The sequence below is a fragment of the Phocaeicola faecicola genome (genome assembly GCF_013618865.1).
In the GTDB taxonomy this organism is placed as follows: Bacteria; Bacteroidota; Bacteroidia; order Bacteroidales; family Bacteroidaceae; genus Phocaeicola; species Phocaeicola faecicola.
This window is the reverse complement of record NZ_JABSOE010000048.1, coordinates 1-17,401: the sequence shown is the minus strand read 5'-3', so window position 1 is coordinate 17,401 and position 17,401 is coordinate 1. Positions and strand designations below refer to the sequence as shown.

15 protein-coding genes are annotated in these 17,401 nt (G+C 42.5%); 11 read left to right on the top strand and 4 right to left on the bottom strand.

Annotated elements, in window-relative coordinates; translation table 11 throughout:
• Window positions 1-95: 95 nt before the first annotated feature.
• Together mnmA and H3001_RS13125 are read right to left on the bottom strand one after the other, a co-directional pair.
• Window positions 96-1,229 (bottom strand): tRNA 2-thiouridine(34) synthase MnmA, encoded by a 1,134-nt coding sequence (gene mnmA, locus H3001_RS13130; protein WP_181215174.1) that lies wholly within the window; start codon window positions 1,227-1,229, stop codon window positions 96-98.
• A 39-nt stretch (window positions 1,230-1,268) separates the two neighbouring features.
• On the bottom strand, window positions 1,269-2,054 hold the full coding sequence (locus H3001_RS13125; RefSeq protein ID WP_181215173.1) for a 4Fe-4S binding protein: 786 nt from the start codon (window positions 2,052-2,054) through the stop codon (window positions 1,269-1,271).
• Window positions 2,055-2,185: 131 nt separating this feature from the next.
• On the opposite strand from H3001_RS13125, the gene ruvB reads away from it, so the two are divergent.
• Genes ruvB through H3001_RS13110 form a run of 3 tightly spaced genes read left to right on the top strand, consistent with a single transcriptional unit; the run spans window position 2,186 to window position 6,101 of the window.
• Window positions 2,186-3,214 carry a Holliday junction branch migration DNA helicase RuvB gene (gene ruvB, locus H3001_RS13120; protein ID WP_178245216.1) on the top strand — a complete coding sequence of 343 codons (1,029 nt, stop codon included), beginning with the start codon at window positions 2,186-2,188 and terminating at the stop codon, window positions 3,212-3,214.
• Between the two features lie 21 nt (window positions 3,215-3,235).
• Entirely contained in the window at window positions 3,236-4,729 is a 1,494-nt protein-coding gene (locus H3001_RS13115) for an oligosaccharide flippase family protein (RefSeq protein ID WP_181215172.1), read from the top strand.
• 10 nt (window positions 4,730-4,739) lie between these two features.
• Entirely contained in the window at window positions 4,740-6,101 is a 1,362-nt protein-coding gene (locus H3001_RS13110; RefSeq protein WP_178245205.1) for a TIGR00341 family protein, read from the top strand.
• A 205-nt stretch (window positions 6,102-6,306) separates the two neighbouring features.
• On the opposite strand, the gene mutS is transcribed toward H3001_RS13110, so the two are convergent.
• Window positions 6,307-8,928, bottom strand: coding sequence for a DNA mismatch repair protein MutS (gene mutS / locus H3001_RS13105; RefSeq protein WP_219915880.1), 2,622 nt, complete (start codon window positions 8,926-8,928; stop codon window positions 6,307-6,309).
• 519 nt (window positions 8,929-9,447) lie between these two features.
• Between mutS and H3001_RS13100 the strand changes: the two genes are divergently transcribed.
• The 8 genes from H3001_RS13100 (at window position 9,448) to H3001_RS13060 (ending at window position 16,935) form a co-directional block, all read left to right on the top strand.
• The gene (locus H3001_RS13100; RefSeq protein ID WP_181215171.1) at window positions 9,448-10,854 is read left to right on the top strand and encodes a C10 family peptidase; all 1,407 of its coding nucleotides are present in this window, start codon (window positions 9,448-9,450) and stop codon (window positions 10,852-10,854) included.
• Window positions 10,855-10,885: 31 nt separating this feature from the next.
• A complete protein-coding gene (locus tag H3001_RS13095; RefSeq protein ID WP_181215170.1) occupies window positions 10,886-11,425 on the top strand; it encodes an outer membrane beta-barrel protein in 540 nt (179 codons plus the stop codon).
• Between the two features lie 684 nt (window positions 11,426-12,109).
• The gene (locus tag H3001_RS13085; protein WP_181215169.1) at window positions 12,110-12,505 is read left to right on the top strand and encodes a barstar family protein; all 396 of its coding nucleotides are present in this window, start codon (window positions 12,110-12,112) and stop codon (window positions 12,503-12,505) included.
• Window positions 12,506-13,034: 529 nt separating this feature from the next.
• Window positions 13,035-13,667, top strand: a complete 633-nt coding sequence (locus tag H3001_RS13080) for a hypothetical protein (protein WP_181215168.1) — start codon at window positions 13,035-13,037, stop codon at window positions 13,665-13,667.
• 84 nt (window positions 13,668-13,751) lie between these two features.
• Entirely contained in the window at window positions 13,752-14,435 is a 684-nt protein-coding gene (locus H3001_RS13075; RefSeq protein WP_181215185.1) for a hypothetical protein, read from the top strand.
• Between the two features lie 132 nt (window positions 14,436-14,567).
• A complete protein-coding gene (locus H3001_RS13070; RefSeq protein ID WP_181215167.1) occupies window positions 14,568-15,719 on the top strand; it encodes an RHS repeat domain-containing protein in 1,152 nt (383 codons plus the stop codon).
• Between the two features lie 63 nt (window positions 15,720-15,782).
• On the top strand, window positions 15,783-16,148 hold the full coding sequence (locus tag H3001_RS13065; protein WP_181215166.1) for a hypothetical protein: 366 nt from the start codon (window positions 15,783-15,785) through the stop codon (window positions 16,146-16,148).
• A 1-nt stretch (window position 16,149) separates the two neighbouring features.
• The gene (locus tag H3001_RS13060) at window positions 16,150-16,935 is read left to right on the top strand and encodes a hypothetical protein (RefSeq protein WP_181215165.1); all 786 of its coding nucleotides are present in this window, start codon (window positions 16,150-16,152) and stop codon (window positions 16,933-16,935) included.
• 59 nt (window positions 16,936-16,994) lie between these two features.
• Here the strand turns inward: H3001_RS13060 and H3001_RS19800 are convergent, their stop codons facing one another.
• A complete protein-coding gene (locus H3001_RS19800; RefSeq protein ID WP_181215164.1) occupies window positions 16,995-17,231 on the bottom strand; it encodes a transposase family protein in 237 nt (78 codons plus the stop codon).
• Window positions 17,232-17,401: the final 170 nt, after the last annotated feature.

Genomic DNA, 17,401 nt, shown 5'->3' with positions numbered 1-17,401 from the left:
GAAATAGTAAAATGGAGAAATCCCGTCTGTGCGACTGGGGTTTCTCCATTTTTTTATGCGGGAGGATGAAGTCATCTCCTGCTATCGTAAATTCTTTAGTTGCAGAATCGCTCTTCGTTTTCTGCCGCCAGTTTCTTGATTCCGTTCTGGAATGCAATAAAGCCACCTCCCAGTACACGGTTGCCGTCATAGAATACCGCCGACTGGCCCGGGGTAATGGCAGAAGCTTCGGTTGCAAATTTTACCAGCAGTTTCTGGTTTTCCAGCAGAATGGCCTGGCAGGGGATAGGCTGGCTGCGGTAACGGATACGCACCGATAGATTGCTACAAGTCAGCAATTCATTCATATCCGCCACATTGATATCTTCTACCAGCATGTGCGTAGCTTTCAGCTGGTCGGCATCTCCCAGCATGACTGTATTTTTTGCAGGATTGATTTTCAGTACATAAGCCGGTTTTCCCAGGGCAATTTCCAGCCCCTTCCGTTGCCCGATGGTATAATAGGCAAAGCCTTTATGCTGTCCCAGTTTCAGTCCCTTGCTGTCTACAAACCATCCGGCACCAATTTTTTCATCGATGTCCGTACAGTGTTCGCGTAGAAACTCCCGGTAATCCTTGTCGATAAAACAGATTTCCATACTTTCTCCGCCGCGTGCCTTGGCCTCAAACCCTTTGGCAGCAAGGTATTCCCGGACAGCCGCTTTGGTCATTCCGCCCAGAGGGAACATCATGCGGCGTAAAATCTCCTGAGGAAGTTTCCAGAGAAAATACGACTGGTCTTTGGTCGGGTCGTCACCGGTGATGATGTAGCGGTAGCCGTTCCGGTCTTCCAGCTGGCAGTAGTGTCCGGTAGCTATCCAGGCACATTGGGTCCGGTCGGCCCACTCACAGAGAATGCGTTCCTTGAAAAGCGGGTTACACATCACACACGGATTGGGAGTGCGCCCGTGCATGTATTCATCGATAAAGTATTGTACGATGACCTTGCGGAATTCCTTGCGGACATCGGCTACATGATGCTCGATGCCCAGCCGGCTGGCCAGTGCCTGTGCTTCCAGTACCTCATCGGGCTGCGTCTGACCGGGGGTACTGAAATGAGACGGAACATCCCAGGTACGCATGGTAACTCCTACCACTTCATACCCCTGTTCCTGAAGCATAATGCAGGTGGCCGAACTGTCTATTCCTCCGCTCATGCCTACCAGTACTCTTTTTTCTTTTTCTTTCATATAATATAATAATGTGTATCGTAAAATGAAAAAGGCTGTTTAGAAAAATACTTCAGGTTCGCGCCGGGCACTGAATTTTTCAAACAGGATGGCCGTGAAAGGAGTATGATATTCGCGGGCTTCGTTCGGACAGACCTTTACACAGGCACAACAGCGGATGCAGCGGGAATTGTCGGTGACCACCCGGCTGCCGTCGTCACTGAGGCTCAGGGCATGGGTAGGGCAGACCTCAATACATTCTCCGCAGGCAAAACAGCGCTCGTTGCATTCCGGATAAATGGGAGAGGGGTTCGGCTGTACGGTTTTATATGGGAAATTTCCTTTAATGAAAAAAGGCTCCAGCGAATCCCGTCCGGTTAATTTCTGCAGACTGTCCTTGCCAAACTGAATGGCACGTTGAAGGTCGGAACTGTCCGGACGTCCGGCTGCCACAGGCATGTCGGAAGTGCTGTAACTGTGTTCCCCGATAAAGGCACCGGCCGAAAGAGGAGTGAATCCGAGGGAAGCGGCCGTATCCTTCAGTTCCAGCAGGGCATCTTCATAGTCCCGGTTTCCGTATACCGTGATGAGAATGACTGGAGCATTGACGGCTTTCAGGCGCTGTATGCGCTGCAAGGCTACAGGGGCCACACGTCCGGCATATACCGGTACGGCGATAATCGTCAGTTCATCCTTGATTTCAATGGGAGTGGTAGCCTCGTCCAGTGTCAGGTCGGTCTCTATTCTTCGGGGCATACCGATGCCTTCGGCCACCGCACGTGCGATACGTGCCGAGGTATGCGTGGGAGAGAAGAATACGATACGGGTAGTATGATATGCATTCATTGTAGTAAAATTATATAGGATAAATAAGTTACAGATACAAAGATAAGCAAATATAGGGTCAGAATTATCTCTTTTAAAAAAACGTTTTTCTGCATACTTGTTTTTCTTTTATTTGTACTTTTGCAGCTATGATGGAAGAACAACAATTTGACATACGCGATTATAAGCCTTCGGGCAAGGAACGTGATTTTGAGAACGCCCTCCGTCCGCTTCAGTTTGAAGATTTCAGTGGTCAGGACAAGGTGGTCGACAATCTGCGTATCTTTGTAAAGGCAGCCCGTCTGCGCGCGGAGGCACTCGACCATGTATTGCTGCACGGCCCTCCCGGACTGGGAAAAACTACGCTGAGCAATATCATTGCCAATGAGTTGGGAGTGGGATTTAAAGTGACTTCAGGACCGGTGCTGGATAAGCCGGGCGACCTGGCCGGAGTGTTGACCAGTCTGGAACCGAACGATGTATTGTTTATTGACGAGATACACCGTCTGAGTCCGGTAGTGGAAGAATATCTGTATTCGGCAATGGAGGATTACCGCATCGATATCATGATCGATAAAGGTCCTTCGGCACGCAGTATCCAGTTGGACCTGAATCCGTTTACCCTTGTGGGAGCTACTACCCGCAGCGGTTTGCTCACGGCGCCTTTGCGTGCCCGTTTCGGTATCAACCTGCATCTGGAGTATTACGATGATACGGTGTTGTCACGCATTATCCTGCGTTCGGCCGGTATCCTGGGAGTACCCTGCGATGTGGATGCTGCCGGAGAAATCGCTTCGCGCAGTCGTGGAACCCCCCGTATTGCCAATGCACTGCTCCGTCGTGTACGCGACTTTGCACAGGTCAAGGGTTCCGGACGGATTGATGTGGAAATTGCACGCTTTGCGCTGGAGGCCTTGAACATCGACCGTTACGGACTGGATGAAATAGACAATAAGATACTTTGTACCATCATTGATAAGTTCAAGGGAGGACCGGTCGGTCTGACCACCATCGCTACGGCGCTGGGAGAGGATCCGGGTACACTTGAGGAAGTATATGAACCGTTCCTGATCAAGGAAGGATTCCTGAAGCGTACGCCTCGCGGCCGTGAGGTGACGGAACTGGCCTACAAGCACTTGGGAAGAAGTATCTATAACAGTAGCAAGACGTTGTTTGACTAATTATTAGGTAAACTGAAAAATATGGCTGGACTGAAATCTTTGGCTAAAGACACAGCGATCTACGGGATGAGCAGTATCGTAGGTCGCTTTCTTAATTATTTGCTGGTACCCCTTTATACGGCGGTCATTCCGTCGGCTACGGGAGGTTACGGAGTAGTATCTAATGTATATGCGTATACGGCATTGATTCTGGTGCTGCTGACCTTTGGTATGGAGACGGGATTTTTCCGTTTTGCCAACAAGCAGGGAGAGGATGCCGGAAAGGTATATGCCAATTCACTGATATTCATCGGAGGATTGTCATTGTTGTTTGTGGTGCTTTGCATGATTTTCCTGCAACCCATTTCAAACCTGCTGGAATATCCCGACCACACGGACTACATCGCCATGATGATATTGGTGGTGGCACTCGACTCTTTCCAGTGTATTCCTTTCGCTTATTTGCGTTATCAGAAGAGACCGATCAAGTTTGCGGCTATCAAGCTGCTCAATATTGTGGGAAACATCGGACTGAACCTGTTTTTCCTGTTGCTTTGCCCGTATCTTTACCGGCATTCGCCCGAACTGGTTTCCTGGTTTTACAATCCGGACTATCTGGTAGGATACATCTTTGTGTCTAATCTGATCATGTCGGTGCTACAGATGTTCTTCTTCATACCGGAACTGAAGTGCGTTACGTATCGGGTAGACCCGGTACTGATGAAACGGATGATTCATTATTCGTTTCCGATTCTGATTTTCGGGCTGGTGGGTATTCTGAATCAGACCATCGACAAGATGATTTATCCGTTCTTGTTCGACGACCGTCAGGAGGGACTGGTGCAGCTGGGCATCTACAGTGCGACCAGCAAGGTGGCCATGGTAATGGCTATGTTTACACAGGCTTTCCGTTATGCGTATGAGCCTTTCGTTTTTGGAAAGAACAAAGAGAAGGACAGTAAGAAAATGTATTCGGCAGCCATGAAATATTTCTTTATATTTGCATTGCTGGCTTTTCTGGCGGTGATGTTTTATATGGATATCTTGAAGTACCTGGTGGCCAGTGATTACCGGGAAGGACTGGGAGTGGTAGCGATTGTGATGGGAGCGGAAATTCTGAAAGGTATTTATTTCAATCTTTCGTTCTGGTATAAGCTGACAGATGAGACATACTGGGGAGCTTATTTTTCACTGATCGGCTGTTCGGTTATTCTGGCACTGAACGTCTGGCTGGTACCGACTTACGGATACGTGGCTTCTGCCTGGGTATCGGTAGCGGGATATGGCGTCATTACGCTGTTGTCCTATGTCATCGGGCAGCGGAAATATCCGGTAAGTTATCCGCTGGGAGCCATGGGTATGTATCTGATACTGGCTGCCTTGCTGTTTGGAGTGGCTTACGGGGTACATATCGAAAACACGTTGCTTCGTCTGGTGTTCCGCAGTCTGCTGCTGCTGGTCTTTGTGGGATATATCATCAGGAAAGATCTTCCGTTGAAAAGCATTCCGCTGTTGAACCGTTTTGTCAAATCTTAAAGGGTGTATTATGAAAGTAAACCAGGAAAGAAAATTTCTGATCCGTAAATTTTTCAATGAGTATCTGGACCTGAACCGGAGCAAGGAAGATGAACAGGTCACTGTGGCGGCAATCCGTTCCGGAGTGGAGTTCAAGGGAACCAATCTGTGGGTATTGATTTTCGCTACCTTCATTGCTTCTTTGGGACTGAATGTAAATTCTACGGCTGTCATCATCGGTGCCATGCTGATTTCTCCTTTGATGGGGCCGATCATGGGAGTGGGACTGGCTGTCGGCATCAATGACTTTGAACTGATGAAGCGTTCACTGAAGAGTTACCTGGTGGCTACACTTTTCAGTGTGACGACGGCGACTGTCTATTTTTCGTTTACTCCGCTCGATGATGTGCAGTCGGAGCTGCTGGCACGTACTTCGCCTACCATTTATGATGTATTCATTGCACTGGTGGGTGGACTGGCCGGTATTGTGGCGGTGGCAACCAAGGAAAAAGGAAATGTGATTCCCGGGGTGGCTATTGCAACGGCTTTGATGCCTCCTTTGTGTACGGCCGGATTCGGACTGGCTACGGGCAACCTGTTTTATTTTCTGGGTGCATTTTACCTGTATTTCATCAATTCGGTATTTATCAGTCTCGCTACTTTCATCGGGGTGCGTGTGATGCACTTCCAGCGGAAGCAGTTTATGGACAAGGCACGCGAGAGTCTGGTGCGCAAATACATTATTGCGATTTCGGTGGCTACCATGTGCCCGGCCATTTATCTGACTTACGGCATTGTGAAGGAAACTTTCTATACGAGTGCGGCTACCAATTTTATCAATTCGGAGCTGAATTTTCCGGAATCGCAGATTCTGAGCCGTGAGGTATCTTATCATGATCAGGAAATTAAGGTGGTGCTGGTCGGCCGTGAGGTATCGGAAGATCAGTTGGCTACGGCTCGCATGAAGATGGACAAATATAACCTGGGAGAAACCAAACTGACCGTTTTCCAGGGAATGAACAGTAAGGATGGGGCAGATATCAGCAACATCAAGTCGATGGTGCTGGAAGATTTCTATAAACGGAGCGAACAGAAAATTCATGCACTGGAGCAGAAATCAGATTCTCTGCAGAAGGCACTGGCCGACTTTACAGGAGCCAGTTGGGTGGACAGACAGGTAGGAGCAGAAATTAAGGTGCTTTTCCCGTTTGTCAATACGATTTCGATTGCCCGGAACCTTCAGCTGAATATCGACAGTTTGCAGATTGATACGGTGATGTTTGCTTTTGTGGACTGTACTTCTTTGCCTTCCGCTCCGGAGAAGCAGAAAATGTACGATTGGCTGAAGGCTCGTACCGGAAGCAGTCGGCTGAAGCTGGTAATGGGGGAATAATGAGAATTGCCGGCAAAGTATCGGGATTCATGTCCGGGACAGTTGAGTGGGAAAAGGCTGTGGAGTGAATGCTGACTTTTGAACTGAAGAATATAAGGGCTGTAAAATAAGGATGTTTCAATAGTTGGAAGACTATTGGTTGAGTTTACCCATATTTTACAGCCCTTGTTGTGTGTCTTCTCACAAGGTAAAATTCTCCTTGTTTTTACTTACCTCTTACTATTTTTTTAATTTCATTCAGTTTGTTCAATGCTTCCAGCGGAGTCAGGTTATTGACATCCAGGTGCAGTATTTCGTCACGTATCTGACAGAGAACCGGGTCGTCCAACTGGAAGAAACTCAGTTGCAGACCATCTTGCCGGGAAGCGGATATCATCTTCTTTCCGGTCTTTTTCTCTGTCGTGGCAGTGGCCGACAGTCCTTCCTGACGGTTTTCCTTTTCCAACTGGTGGAGTATTTCGTCGGCACGCTTGACAATGGTTTTCGGCATACCGGCCATCTTGGCTACATGAATACCGAAAGAGTGTTCGCTGCCGCCCCGTTCCAGCTTGCGCAGGAAGATGACTTTATTGTCTATCTCCTTCACCGATACATTATAGTTCTTGATGCGTGGAAACTGTGCTTCCATGTCATTCAGTTCGTGGTAGTGAGTGGCAAATAGGGTGCGGGCACGGGCTTTCTTATGTTCGTGTATGTGTTCCACGATGGCCCAGGCAATGGAGATACCGTCGTAGGTCGAGGTACCGCGTCCCAGTTCGTCGAAAAGTACCAGACTGCGCGGAGACAGGTTGTTCAGGATGTCGGCGGCTTCGTTCATTTCCACCATAAAGGTTGATTCTCCCACCGAAATGTTGTCACTGGCTCCTACACGGGTAAATATTTTGTCTACCAGTCCGATATGGGCACTTTCGGCAGGTACGAAACAGCCTATCTGTGCCATCAGGGTAATCAGTGCCGTCTGTCTCAGTAGGGCCGATTTACCGGCCATGTTCGGTCCGGTAATGATGATGATCTGCTGGGTTTCGGTATCGAGATATACGTCATTGGCTATGTAGGGCTCTCCCGGAGGAAGCTGTTTCTCGATGACCGGATGCCTTCCTTGCTTGATGTCCAGTACGTTGTCATCGGCCACTACCGGTCGGATGTACCGGTTGGCACGTGCCGTGCTGGCAAAGGACAGGAGGCAGTCGAGCTGGGCGATTTCGTAAGCGTTGACCTGGATATCGGTGATGTAATTGGCCAGTTCCTGCACCAGTTGGGTGTAGATCTGAGTTTCCAGTATCGCAATTTTGTCTTCGGCTCCCAGAATTTTTTCTTCATACTCCTTCAGTTCCTGAGTGATGTAGCGCTCCGCATTGACCAGGGTCTGTTTGCGTATCCATTCGGCCGGAACTTTGTCCTTGTGCGTGTTGCGGACTTCAATGTAATATCCGAAGACGTTGTTATAGGCAATTTTCAGGCTGGGGATACCGGTCAGTTCGCTTTCTCTCTGCTGAATCTGCAGCAGGTAGTCTTTTCCCGAGTAGGCAATCTGTCGAAGCTCATCGAGTTCGGCATTGACTCCTTGGGCTATGACACCTCCCTTGTTCAGCATCAGTGGAGGATCGTTGGTAATCTCGCGGGCTATTCTTTCACGGATGTCTGCGCACAGGTTCAGCTTTTCTCCGATACGGTGAAGGCTTTGGTTGTCTGCATTCAGACAGGCGTTCTTTATGGGCTCGATAGCCTGCAAGGCAACTTTCAGCTGTACCACCTCTCTCGGAGAAATTCGTCCGACGGCCGCCTTTGAGATGATTCGCTCCAGGTCGCCGATGAGGTGGAGTTTCTCTTCGATGAAATCCTTGAAGTCGGGTTCGCGGAAGAAATATTCTACCACATCGAGCCGTTCGTTGATGGGTGCGATGTCCTTAAGGGGGAATACCATCCAGCGTTTCAGCATACGGGCTCCCATCGGACTGATGGTATGGTCGATGACATCCAGCAGGCTGCTTCCTCCTTCGTTCATGCTCTGTATCAGTTCCAGACTGCGTATGGTGAATCGGTCGAGACGTACATACCGGTCTTCTTCGATGCGGGCCAGCGAAGTAATGTGGCTGATCTGGGTGTGCTGTGTCATGTCCAGATACTGAAGAATGGCACCGGCAGCGATAATACCGTTTTTAAGGGCTTCCACACCAAATCCTTTCAGGTTTTTGGTCTCGAAGTGTTTCAGCAGTTTTTCCCGTGCCGAACTTTCCGTAAAAATCCAGTCGTCCAGTTCGAAGGTAAAGTATTTGCTTCCGAAATTTCCTTCAAACATCGGTTTGCGTCCCCTTTCGAACAAGACTTCCTTGGGAGAAAAGTTGGTAAGCAGCTTTTCTATGTAGTCTGTATTTCCTTCGGCTGTCAGGAATTCGCCGGTAGAAATATCCAGGAAAGCGACTCCACAGGCCGTTTTACCGAAATGAATGGCTGCCAGGAAGTTGTTTTCTTTGTAAGAGAGTACATTATCGCTGATGGCTACACCGGGAGTCACCAGTTCTGTGATACCGCGTTTCACCAGTTTTTTTGTTGTCTTGGGATCTTCCAGTTGGTCGCAGATAGCTACCCGTCGTCCTGCACGGATGAGTTTGGGCAGGTAAGTGTCGAGTGCATGATGTGGGAAACCGGCCATTTCTACGGTTTTGGCCTGTCCGTTGGCACGTTTGGTTAGGGTAATTCCCAGTATTTCAGCGGCAGCGACCGCGTCTTCAGAATAAGTTTCGTAAAAATCGCCGCACCGGAACAGCATGATCGCATCGGGGTGTTTGGATTTTAAATCGAAGTATTGCTTCATCATGGGGGTCATTACCACTTCTTTATCTTTTGCCACTGTATTTCCTTTCTTTATAGTTTAACTTGATGGTTTTATGGGACAAAGATACTTTAAAAAGAGCGAATCGTAAAACGTATTTGTGCAAATGAAGTACAATAACGATTAAATGGAAAAGAGAACTTTGAATATTGATGTACCAGTTTGTAAAATCATCTTTAATCTGTGAATATTGTGAATGTGCAGTAGTTGGTAATTTAAAGGATATTGTACTTCTTATTGGAGTGACTTTTCATTCATATAGATCATACAAGAGTTTTTATAATAAAAGAACTGATCAACATTTTAATGTTTGATGAAAAAGAGTTTTGAAAAATGTAAACATTTGATTATTAGTTAACAATTAAAAGAACACTGTAGTTTTTACGGTAGAGCAAGATTGATAATTATATATAACTAAAAATGAATAAATATTAAACCGATATCGTATAAATAATGAATTTAATAAAAACCTTTTTATTAAATTCGTTTATCAGACTTTAAATTTTAACTTCTATGAAAAAAAATCTTTTTATTTTATTTTTAACTCTGTTGTGTGCTTGTTCTGAGTCTCAAGACCTATTCTTGGAGAATCAAACAGATGAACTTATTAGCGAAACTTCTGTTGATAATGAAACTGTTGAAGTGACTGAAGCTATAGCATTACGTGTGGCCGGAAATTTCCTTTTTAAAGAAAAATCAAGAAAAATAGGCTGTAAAGAAGAAAGAGTTTTTACAATAAATGATTCTCTAAATATTCCAGTAATGTATGTGATAAATTATTCTGGAGGTGGCTTCGTAATAATAAGTGCCAGGAAAACATATTATCCAGTTTTGGCATATTCTGATAAAAGTAATTTTTCTAGAGAGTATTTGATATCTGGATTAGAAGAGTGGATGCAGTATATTAAAAAGAATATATTAAATTCTGAGAAAGTAAAAGATACACTTCAATCACATGTTCATTATTTGTGGACTTTATATGGGGGAGTAGATAATGGTAATACAATGTCATATTCACGCTCAACAATTGATGAATCAAATGCATATGCTGCTAGACTTACAGAATTAAGAAAGTCACATCCAGGATATAGGTTTTATCCTTTATCTAACTGTGCTTCTAGCTTCTTTTCATATGGGGGTGAAGAAATTCTTTCAGATTTTAAAAGACGTGCATCACAGTATGGTTCGCCTGAAAATTATACGATTGTTGCAATCAAAGATAATACAAGGACAAGAACAGTAGGGCCTTTATTGACTACAGTATGGCATCAAGATTTGCCATTTAATGCTCAATGTCCAAATCACAGTAAAGCAGGATGCGTTGCTATTGCCATGGCTCAGATTATGAAATATCATAAATATCCTGATACTTACAACTGGGATAATATGCCAGATGCAACTGCAACTATTGATACACAACATTTAATATATGAGGTTGGAAAGGCTGTCCATATGGATTATGGAGCTAAAGAATCCGGCTCAAATATTAAAGAAGCACAAAAAGCTTTTTCAAACTATTTTCAGTACAATGCAGTAATAAAAGATTTTGATTACAGTGAGACAGCTAATGAATTATTTGTTCATAAGAGGCCTATTTATATGAGAGGTGCAGACAATAAGTTTCTAATCTGGGACTGGGATGGACATGCTTGGGTTTGTGATGGTGCAAATGATATTGATTATGAGACTCTTTATTTTATAGAATATCGTCATGGAGGTCCTGGATATTATAGTTATTCTAGTCCGGATTACCCTTCTTGTTCTGATCCTGCAAAATCAGGATATGGTAAACTTTATTTCCATATGAATTGGGGATGGAAGAATGGAACTCATAATGGGTGGTATTTATTGGATAATGTTAATGTAGGTAATTACAACTTTAAATATGGTAGAAAAAATTTATATGTGAGTCCTCGATAAAATAGTACGTTAATCATATAATATAAAGAAGATGAAAACATTATTTATATCATTATGTATATTATGTTCTTGTGTATTGGTTTCTGCTCAAGTAAAAGAATCGGGCCTGTTTGTTGAATTGAATGTTGGATATGGACATGTCAACAATTATTATGATAAGTGTAGTGGATATGTATTTTTATCCCCTACATTGGGCTATCAGTTCAGTAGTCGCTGGGTTGCCGGGCTAAAAACACGTTTTGAGTTGGCTGCCGATAAATACAAATCTATCGGATTATACGGACAATATGCTTTTTGGCAGAAGAATAGAGTAAAGTTGTTTGGAGAAGCTCTGGCGTCTGTAGCTATTCAAAGCGGGCTGGATGGAAAGAATAATAATTATAATGAAGCTGGGTTATCTTTGGGCGCTTCTTATTCACTTGGGCGCCGGTGTAGCCTTCTTCTTCGTTATTTTTATGTAGGTTATAATGATGGACAGCATGATAGTGATGTTTTTTTCTTCAGGGAAGGAAAGTTTGTTACGGATGGTAGTTTAAGGCGTTTGCAGCTGGGCGTTCAATGGATTTTCTGAAGCAAAGGACAGCATTATTGTATATCGAAGTTTAGATAATCTGTTTTTTCTCTTTTGTTAATAATGAAAACCCCTCTATTCGGTCTTAGTTTATAAGACAGAAATAGAGGGGGTCTATTAAGCTCAATCTATGAGATTTTCAATATTCAAGTTCATTTAAGCTGAGATTATGGTTATCCTAATCCTGTTTCACTCCGGTGGTTTCCGCTGTTTCAAGCATTACTACAAGGAATAGGTCTGTTCGAATAATTTTTTATTGTTATTAGGTCTATAAAAGCTCTAATACTCCCAATCGAGGAGACTGACCCTCTATGCCGGGAAAAAGGTGGAATACACACCCGAAGGAAATATCGTACGCAAAGGGGATGCAGGAGAAATGGTATATACCAACCCCAACATGATTATACACGTTTTATTGTAGAATCCAACGGTATTACACATGATTTAAAACCCACAATAGATAGAATATATTCAGGGAAATTATATACCTTTAGGCATGACGGAACAATTTACCATAATGACAAAGGACTTTTACCTCCACTAAAGGATGGAAATGTTTATAAAGAATATGTACATATTGTTAACCCGCAAAATGCAACAAGACCCGGACCTATGAGGATTGTTATTGGAAATAACGGTATCTGGTTTACTCCAGATTATTATATAAAATGAAATTTTAAAACTATGAATGGATTATTTTTTACAGATGAAATTAACGAATGCTTAGATTCGAAAGCTTTCATTGCGCATATAGCTCCTGTAAGTAATAAATTAGATTTATTTACTAAACTTTCTAATGCTCTTCATTTTCCAGGCTATTTCGGGAAAAACTGGGATGCATTAATTGACTTATATTATGACTTCCATTGGATTTTGGAAAAAGATATTATTATCTTTCATGAAAGTCTTTCCGGATTATCAGAGCAAGATTTAAAAACCTATCTGCAAATAGTTTTTATTGCGTTGAATGTATGGAGCGATGAAAAAGTGCATCGAATTTCTTTTGTCTTCTCTTGTCAAGATGAAGATAAAATACTACGCATCATTTTTGACAATACTTCGGCAACTTTTAAACTATAGGTAAAAAATAAGAGCAAAAGATGGAATAAAGATACAAGGAAACATTTCTGATAAAAATATCATTTTCCTACAACATAATCTAACTTTTAATTGGATTGTCAATCAAAATTGGATGCATCATTTTCACCAGAAAATTTCCTGTATATAAACAAAACTAAGTTATCCGGTTGCATGAAAGAGGATGAAAACTCCCGTTTTACCCGTGGAGCAAGAAACAAATTACAAGATTATTTGGAATTTGCAGAAAAATTGAAAAAGGTGATGGAAACTGAGTCCAGATAAATCCAAAATCATCTTTATTTAATAAGCCATTTCGATACCTTACGATTAAGGTGTTGGAATGGCTTTTTTTATAGAGATAATCTATATCGGTTAAGCGATCAGTACCTACTACACTTATGATGCATACGGAAAGGTGGAAAGTGTCAGGGAAGAAGCACCCGACGGAAACATCATACGCAAAGGGGATGCAGGAGAAATGGTATATACCAACCCCAACCGTCCCTATGCCGTTACAGGAAACACACTCATGGCAGGAGGAAGTTTTCTCAATGCATTGGGAAACGGGACTATGGGAGCCTTTTCAGGAGCGATATGTGGAGGTGCATTAGGAGGAGTCATTGGAGGAGGAACAGCCATCATCAAAGGACAGAACTTCTGGCACGGAAATGCCATCGCACAGGGAAGAGGAATGTTTTCATGGAAAAATACAGCTGTAGGAGAAACCGGGTCATTAAATTCTGTTCCGGAAGTGATGCCGGATGCTATGCCTAAAATCTCAGAACAGACAAGCACAGCAGGACAAGCACAACGGCTTACTCCATACCAAAAAGGTCAGGAGGGAGTCAATAGGGCTATCACTGAATTTCAAGATGAAGGAGGGATTGTTCATCAAACAGAAGTTACAATAGAATTGAATGGAGTACGGAACCGTTTTGATTTTGTTGGAGAAAAAGACGGACTTCTACATTTGTTTGAAGTCAAGAATGGACCTACAGCAAGAATGACTCCTAACCAAAAAATCAACATCCCCATAATGCAAAAGCAAACTCCACCTTTTATTCCTATTGGTAATAATGCAAAAAATGTACCAGCCTTCAACAATTTGGTAGGAGGGAAATATACTGGTAAATATATTGTAATTTGCAGATATTATTTTTAAATTTAGCTTTTAGATTCATATAGCCTTATCTCACTTAGAATATATGATTTCTGTAAAATTCAATTCAACTAATCAATGATAAAAATGAAAGAACTACAAAAACAAATTATACAAGCTTTAGCAGAACGTTTGGCACCGTATGGATTTGTAAAACGAAGTGGAAACTGTTTCACTCGAGATATAAGCAAGAATGTGTGGCAAAGAATAGAATTTCCTCCCTCCTATTATCATCATGGTGTAAAAGCTATATATCCAGGGATTGCAGTAGGCTATAAGGACGAATTCAATTTGAAGCGAAAGTTCTTCAACTTTCATTTCCCCTATCCCCATTATACCTATAATACTTTTTATACTATGCTACTCAACCTTGTGAGAACTGATGACTTATGCTGGACATTCCGAAAAGAGGAAGATATAATTCCACAAATAGACGATATGACACAAGCGATTGTTAAAAAAGCCATTCCCTATATGGACTATATATCGGACAGAAAAAATTTGATCGCAGAAATGGAAAGTGGTTTTATTTACTCCAAGTTTGAAACTTGGTGTCATATAGGATTACCCATTGCATACTATTTGGAAGGGCGAAAAGACCTCGCTTTATGGAGATTGAATTATTATATTCAAGATTTTGAGACTGATTTATCCGGTTGTATGAAAGAGGATGAAAACTCCCGTTTTACCCGTGGAGCAAGAAACGAATTACAAGATTATCTGGAATTTGCAGAAAAATTGAAAAAGGTGATGGAAACTGAGTCCAGATAAATCCAAAATCATCTTTATTTAATAAGCCATTTCGATACCTTACGATTAAGGTGTTGGAATGGCTTTTTTATAGAGACAATCGATATCGGTTAAGCGATCAGTACCTACTACACTTATGATGCATACGGAAAGGTGGAAAGTGTCAGGGAAGAAGCACCCGACGGAAACATCGTACGCAAAGGGGATGCAGGAGAAATGGTATATACAAACCCCAACCGTCCCTATGCCGTTACAGGAAACACACCGGAGAAGGAAGCCTGCATACACAGCGGACTGCAGGTGGGATATACTGCTGCGGACAGACCCGCATGGATAGAGGAAGGAAGCAGAAGGGCAGAATTCACCTACAATGCTCTGTTCGACAAGGTACGGATGAGAATGATAGAAGAGGGAAAGACCGTATACACAAGGTATTACCTCGGAGGAAACTATGAAGTCCATTGCGACAGTAGCGGAACGGAAGAAAGGCTCTATGTAGGAGGAGACTGTTACGAAGCGCCTGCACTCTTCGTCAAAAAAGAAGGGAAAACCGATATCCGCTTCCTGCACCGGGACTACTTGGGAAGCATCCTGCAGGTGGCAGACAACAAAGGAAAGATCATCGAGGAAAACAGCTTCGATGCATGGGGAAGCAGAAAAGACCCCGACACACAGAAAATCTATACCGGTACAGAAGTACCAAGCCTGATGACAGGAAGAGGGTTTACAGGACACGAACATTTGGACGGATTCGGACTTATCCACATGAATGCGAGACTGTACGACCCGATACTGGGAAGATTCCTGAGTTACGTACAGCTGCCCGACTTTACACAGGCTATGAACGGGTACGGATACTGTATGAACAGACCCCTGTGCTATGTGGACAAGAACGGGGAAATTATCGGATGGATCATAGCGGGAGCACTCATAGGCGGAGCCATCAATGTAGCAACACATTGGGATAACATTGGAAGCGTCGGACAGTTTTTCGGATATTTCGGAGTAGGTGCTGCCGCAGGGGCACTGGCCGGAGGAACTGTCGGAGGGGCAGGATTTATCGGTGGAGCGATTTCAGGAATGGTGGGAGGATCCGCTTCAGGATTCACACTCGGAATGGGAAACACACTCATGGCAGGAGGAAGTTTTCTCAATGCACTGGGAAACGGGACTATGGGAGCCTTTTCAGGAGCGATATGTGGAGGTGCATTAGAAGGAGTCATTGGAGGAGGAACAGCCATCATCAAAGGACAGAACTTCTGGCACGGAAATGCCATCGCACAGGGAAGAGGAATGTTTTCATAGAAAAATACAGCTGTAGGAGAAACCGGCTCATTAACCTCTGTACCGGAAGTGATGCCGGATGCTATGCCTAAAACGCCTAAACCTGACACCCCTCTTGCAAGTAGTCCACAACCTTCTATAGGTAGCAATGAAAAAATTCGTAATATTGCAGAAAGATTAAAACCTGGATTGCAACCTGTAACCGGTACACAAGAAGTTAGAGTAACTTTAATAGAAGGAGATTTAAAAATACATTTTAGAGTAGAAACACATGCAGGAGTTAATAATGTTTTTAAAGATATGAATTTACATCCTCAAGATTATGTACGCCATGCAAATATAGAACTTTTTTATTTAAGAGATGGAAAATGGATACGCCTCCCTATACCTGGGACCAAAGAGGAAAATTTTCATATTTTTCTAAATTTAGTAAATAAACACATTAAATAATATGCAGAACAAATTACAAACAAGAGGATTAATTCAAATTATTTCTCAACTTCCAGATAATTCTATAATAAAAATTAATAATCAAAGTATTAGGAATGATTATGTCTTTAACTTAATTAAAGACTATGAAATAAAACTTAATTTTAGCACTTACATTTATCTATCTGGAGTTTTTATCCAGATAGATAAATCTAATATACAAACCTTTATTCAAATATTAGAGAATGTAAATGTCTCTAAATACCTAATAGATTCTGAATATTTCGTTTGTCAAGAAACCTATTTGGAACCATTAGCAGCTGTTTATAAAGGGCTATTTTGTATATCTGATAAAATAAAACTATCAGAGGAGTTTATTACCCAATGTGAAGAAAATGATATTGTTGTTCAAGATATGTATATTCCTTTACAGCAATATGGTTTGATTCAAATTTTCTCTCAACTCCCTAACAACTCAATATTAGCTATTGACAGTTTTGAGTTAGAAGATTGCTCTGCTTTTCAAACACTTGAAAAATTTAGAATCAATACTGAATTTAACCATCAGCATTATGAGTTTAGTCATTATTATCAAATAAACAAAGAAAATTTGGTTTCTTACATGGATTTAATAAGAAATAGCGATCTGCCTTCATTCTTAATCCATTTCGCCATCTTCTCTAATCATAATGAGTTATTACTTAGAGTATATGACTGTTGTATATTTTGTATCTCAAACAAAATATGCATAAAAAAAGAATTTATACAACAAGCCCAAAAAGTTCATTTATATTTCCAAGATTTATAATAACATCTAATTAACGTGAGTTCGATATAAGAATAAATATAATTTAGACATTATATAGATTAATTTGTTATATGACTCATTTTGTGGCTGATTCTGAAGTTGTGTAATCCACAAGCAATAAGAATCACCATATCTTCGAAACCGAATTTATGGCATCTGAATCGTTCTTTGACAATACGGCATTTTTTCATACCACCTATGGCATGCTCCACTTTAATCCTGATTCCGGAAATCCGCTTGTTCTCTTGTTTTTCAACAGCAGTAAGCTCTTTTCCTTTTGGTTTCTTCCTGGGCATACATATTTCAACTCCATCCGGTCTGTGTCCGATGAAACCTGTAGTAAGTTTCCAATTTTAGGGTGTCCCCTTTTAGACGGGCGCCAGCAGGCACCCGTCTAAAAAAGAGTCCACAAATTTAACGATTATTATTTGCATATTGTCATGGGAAGAAGGTTTTCGTAATCCGT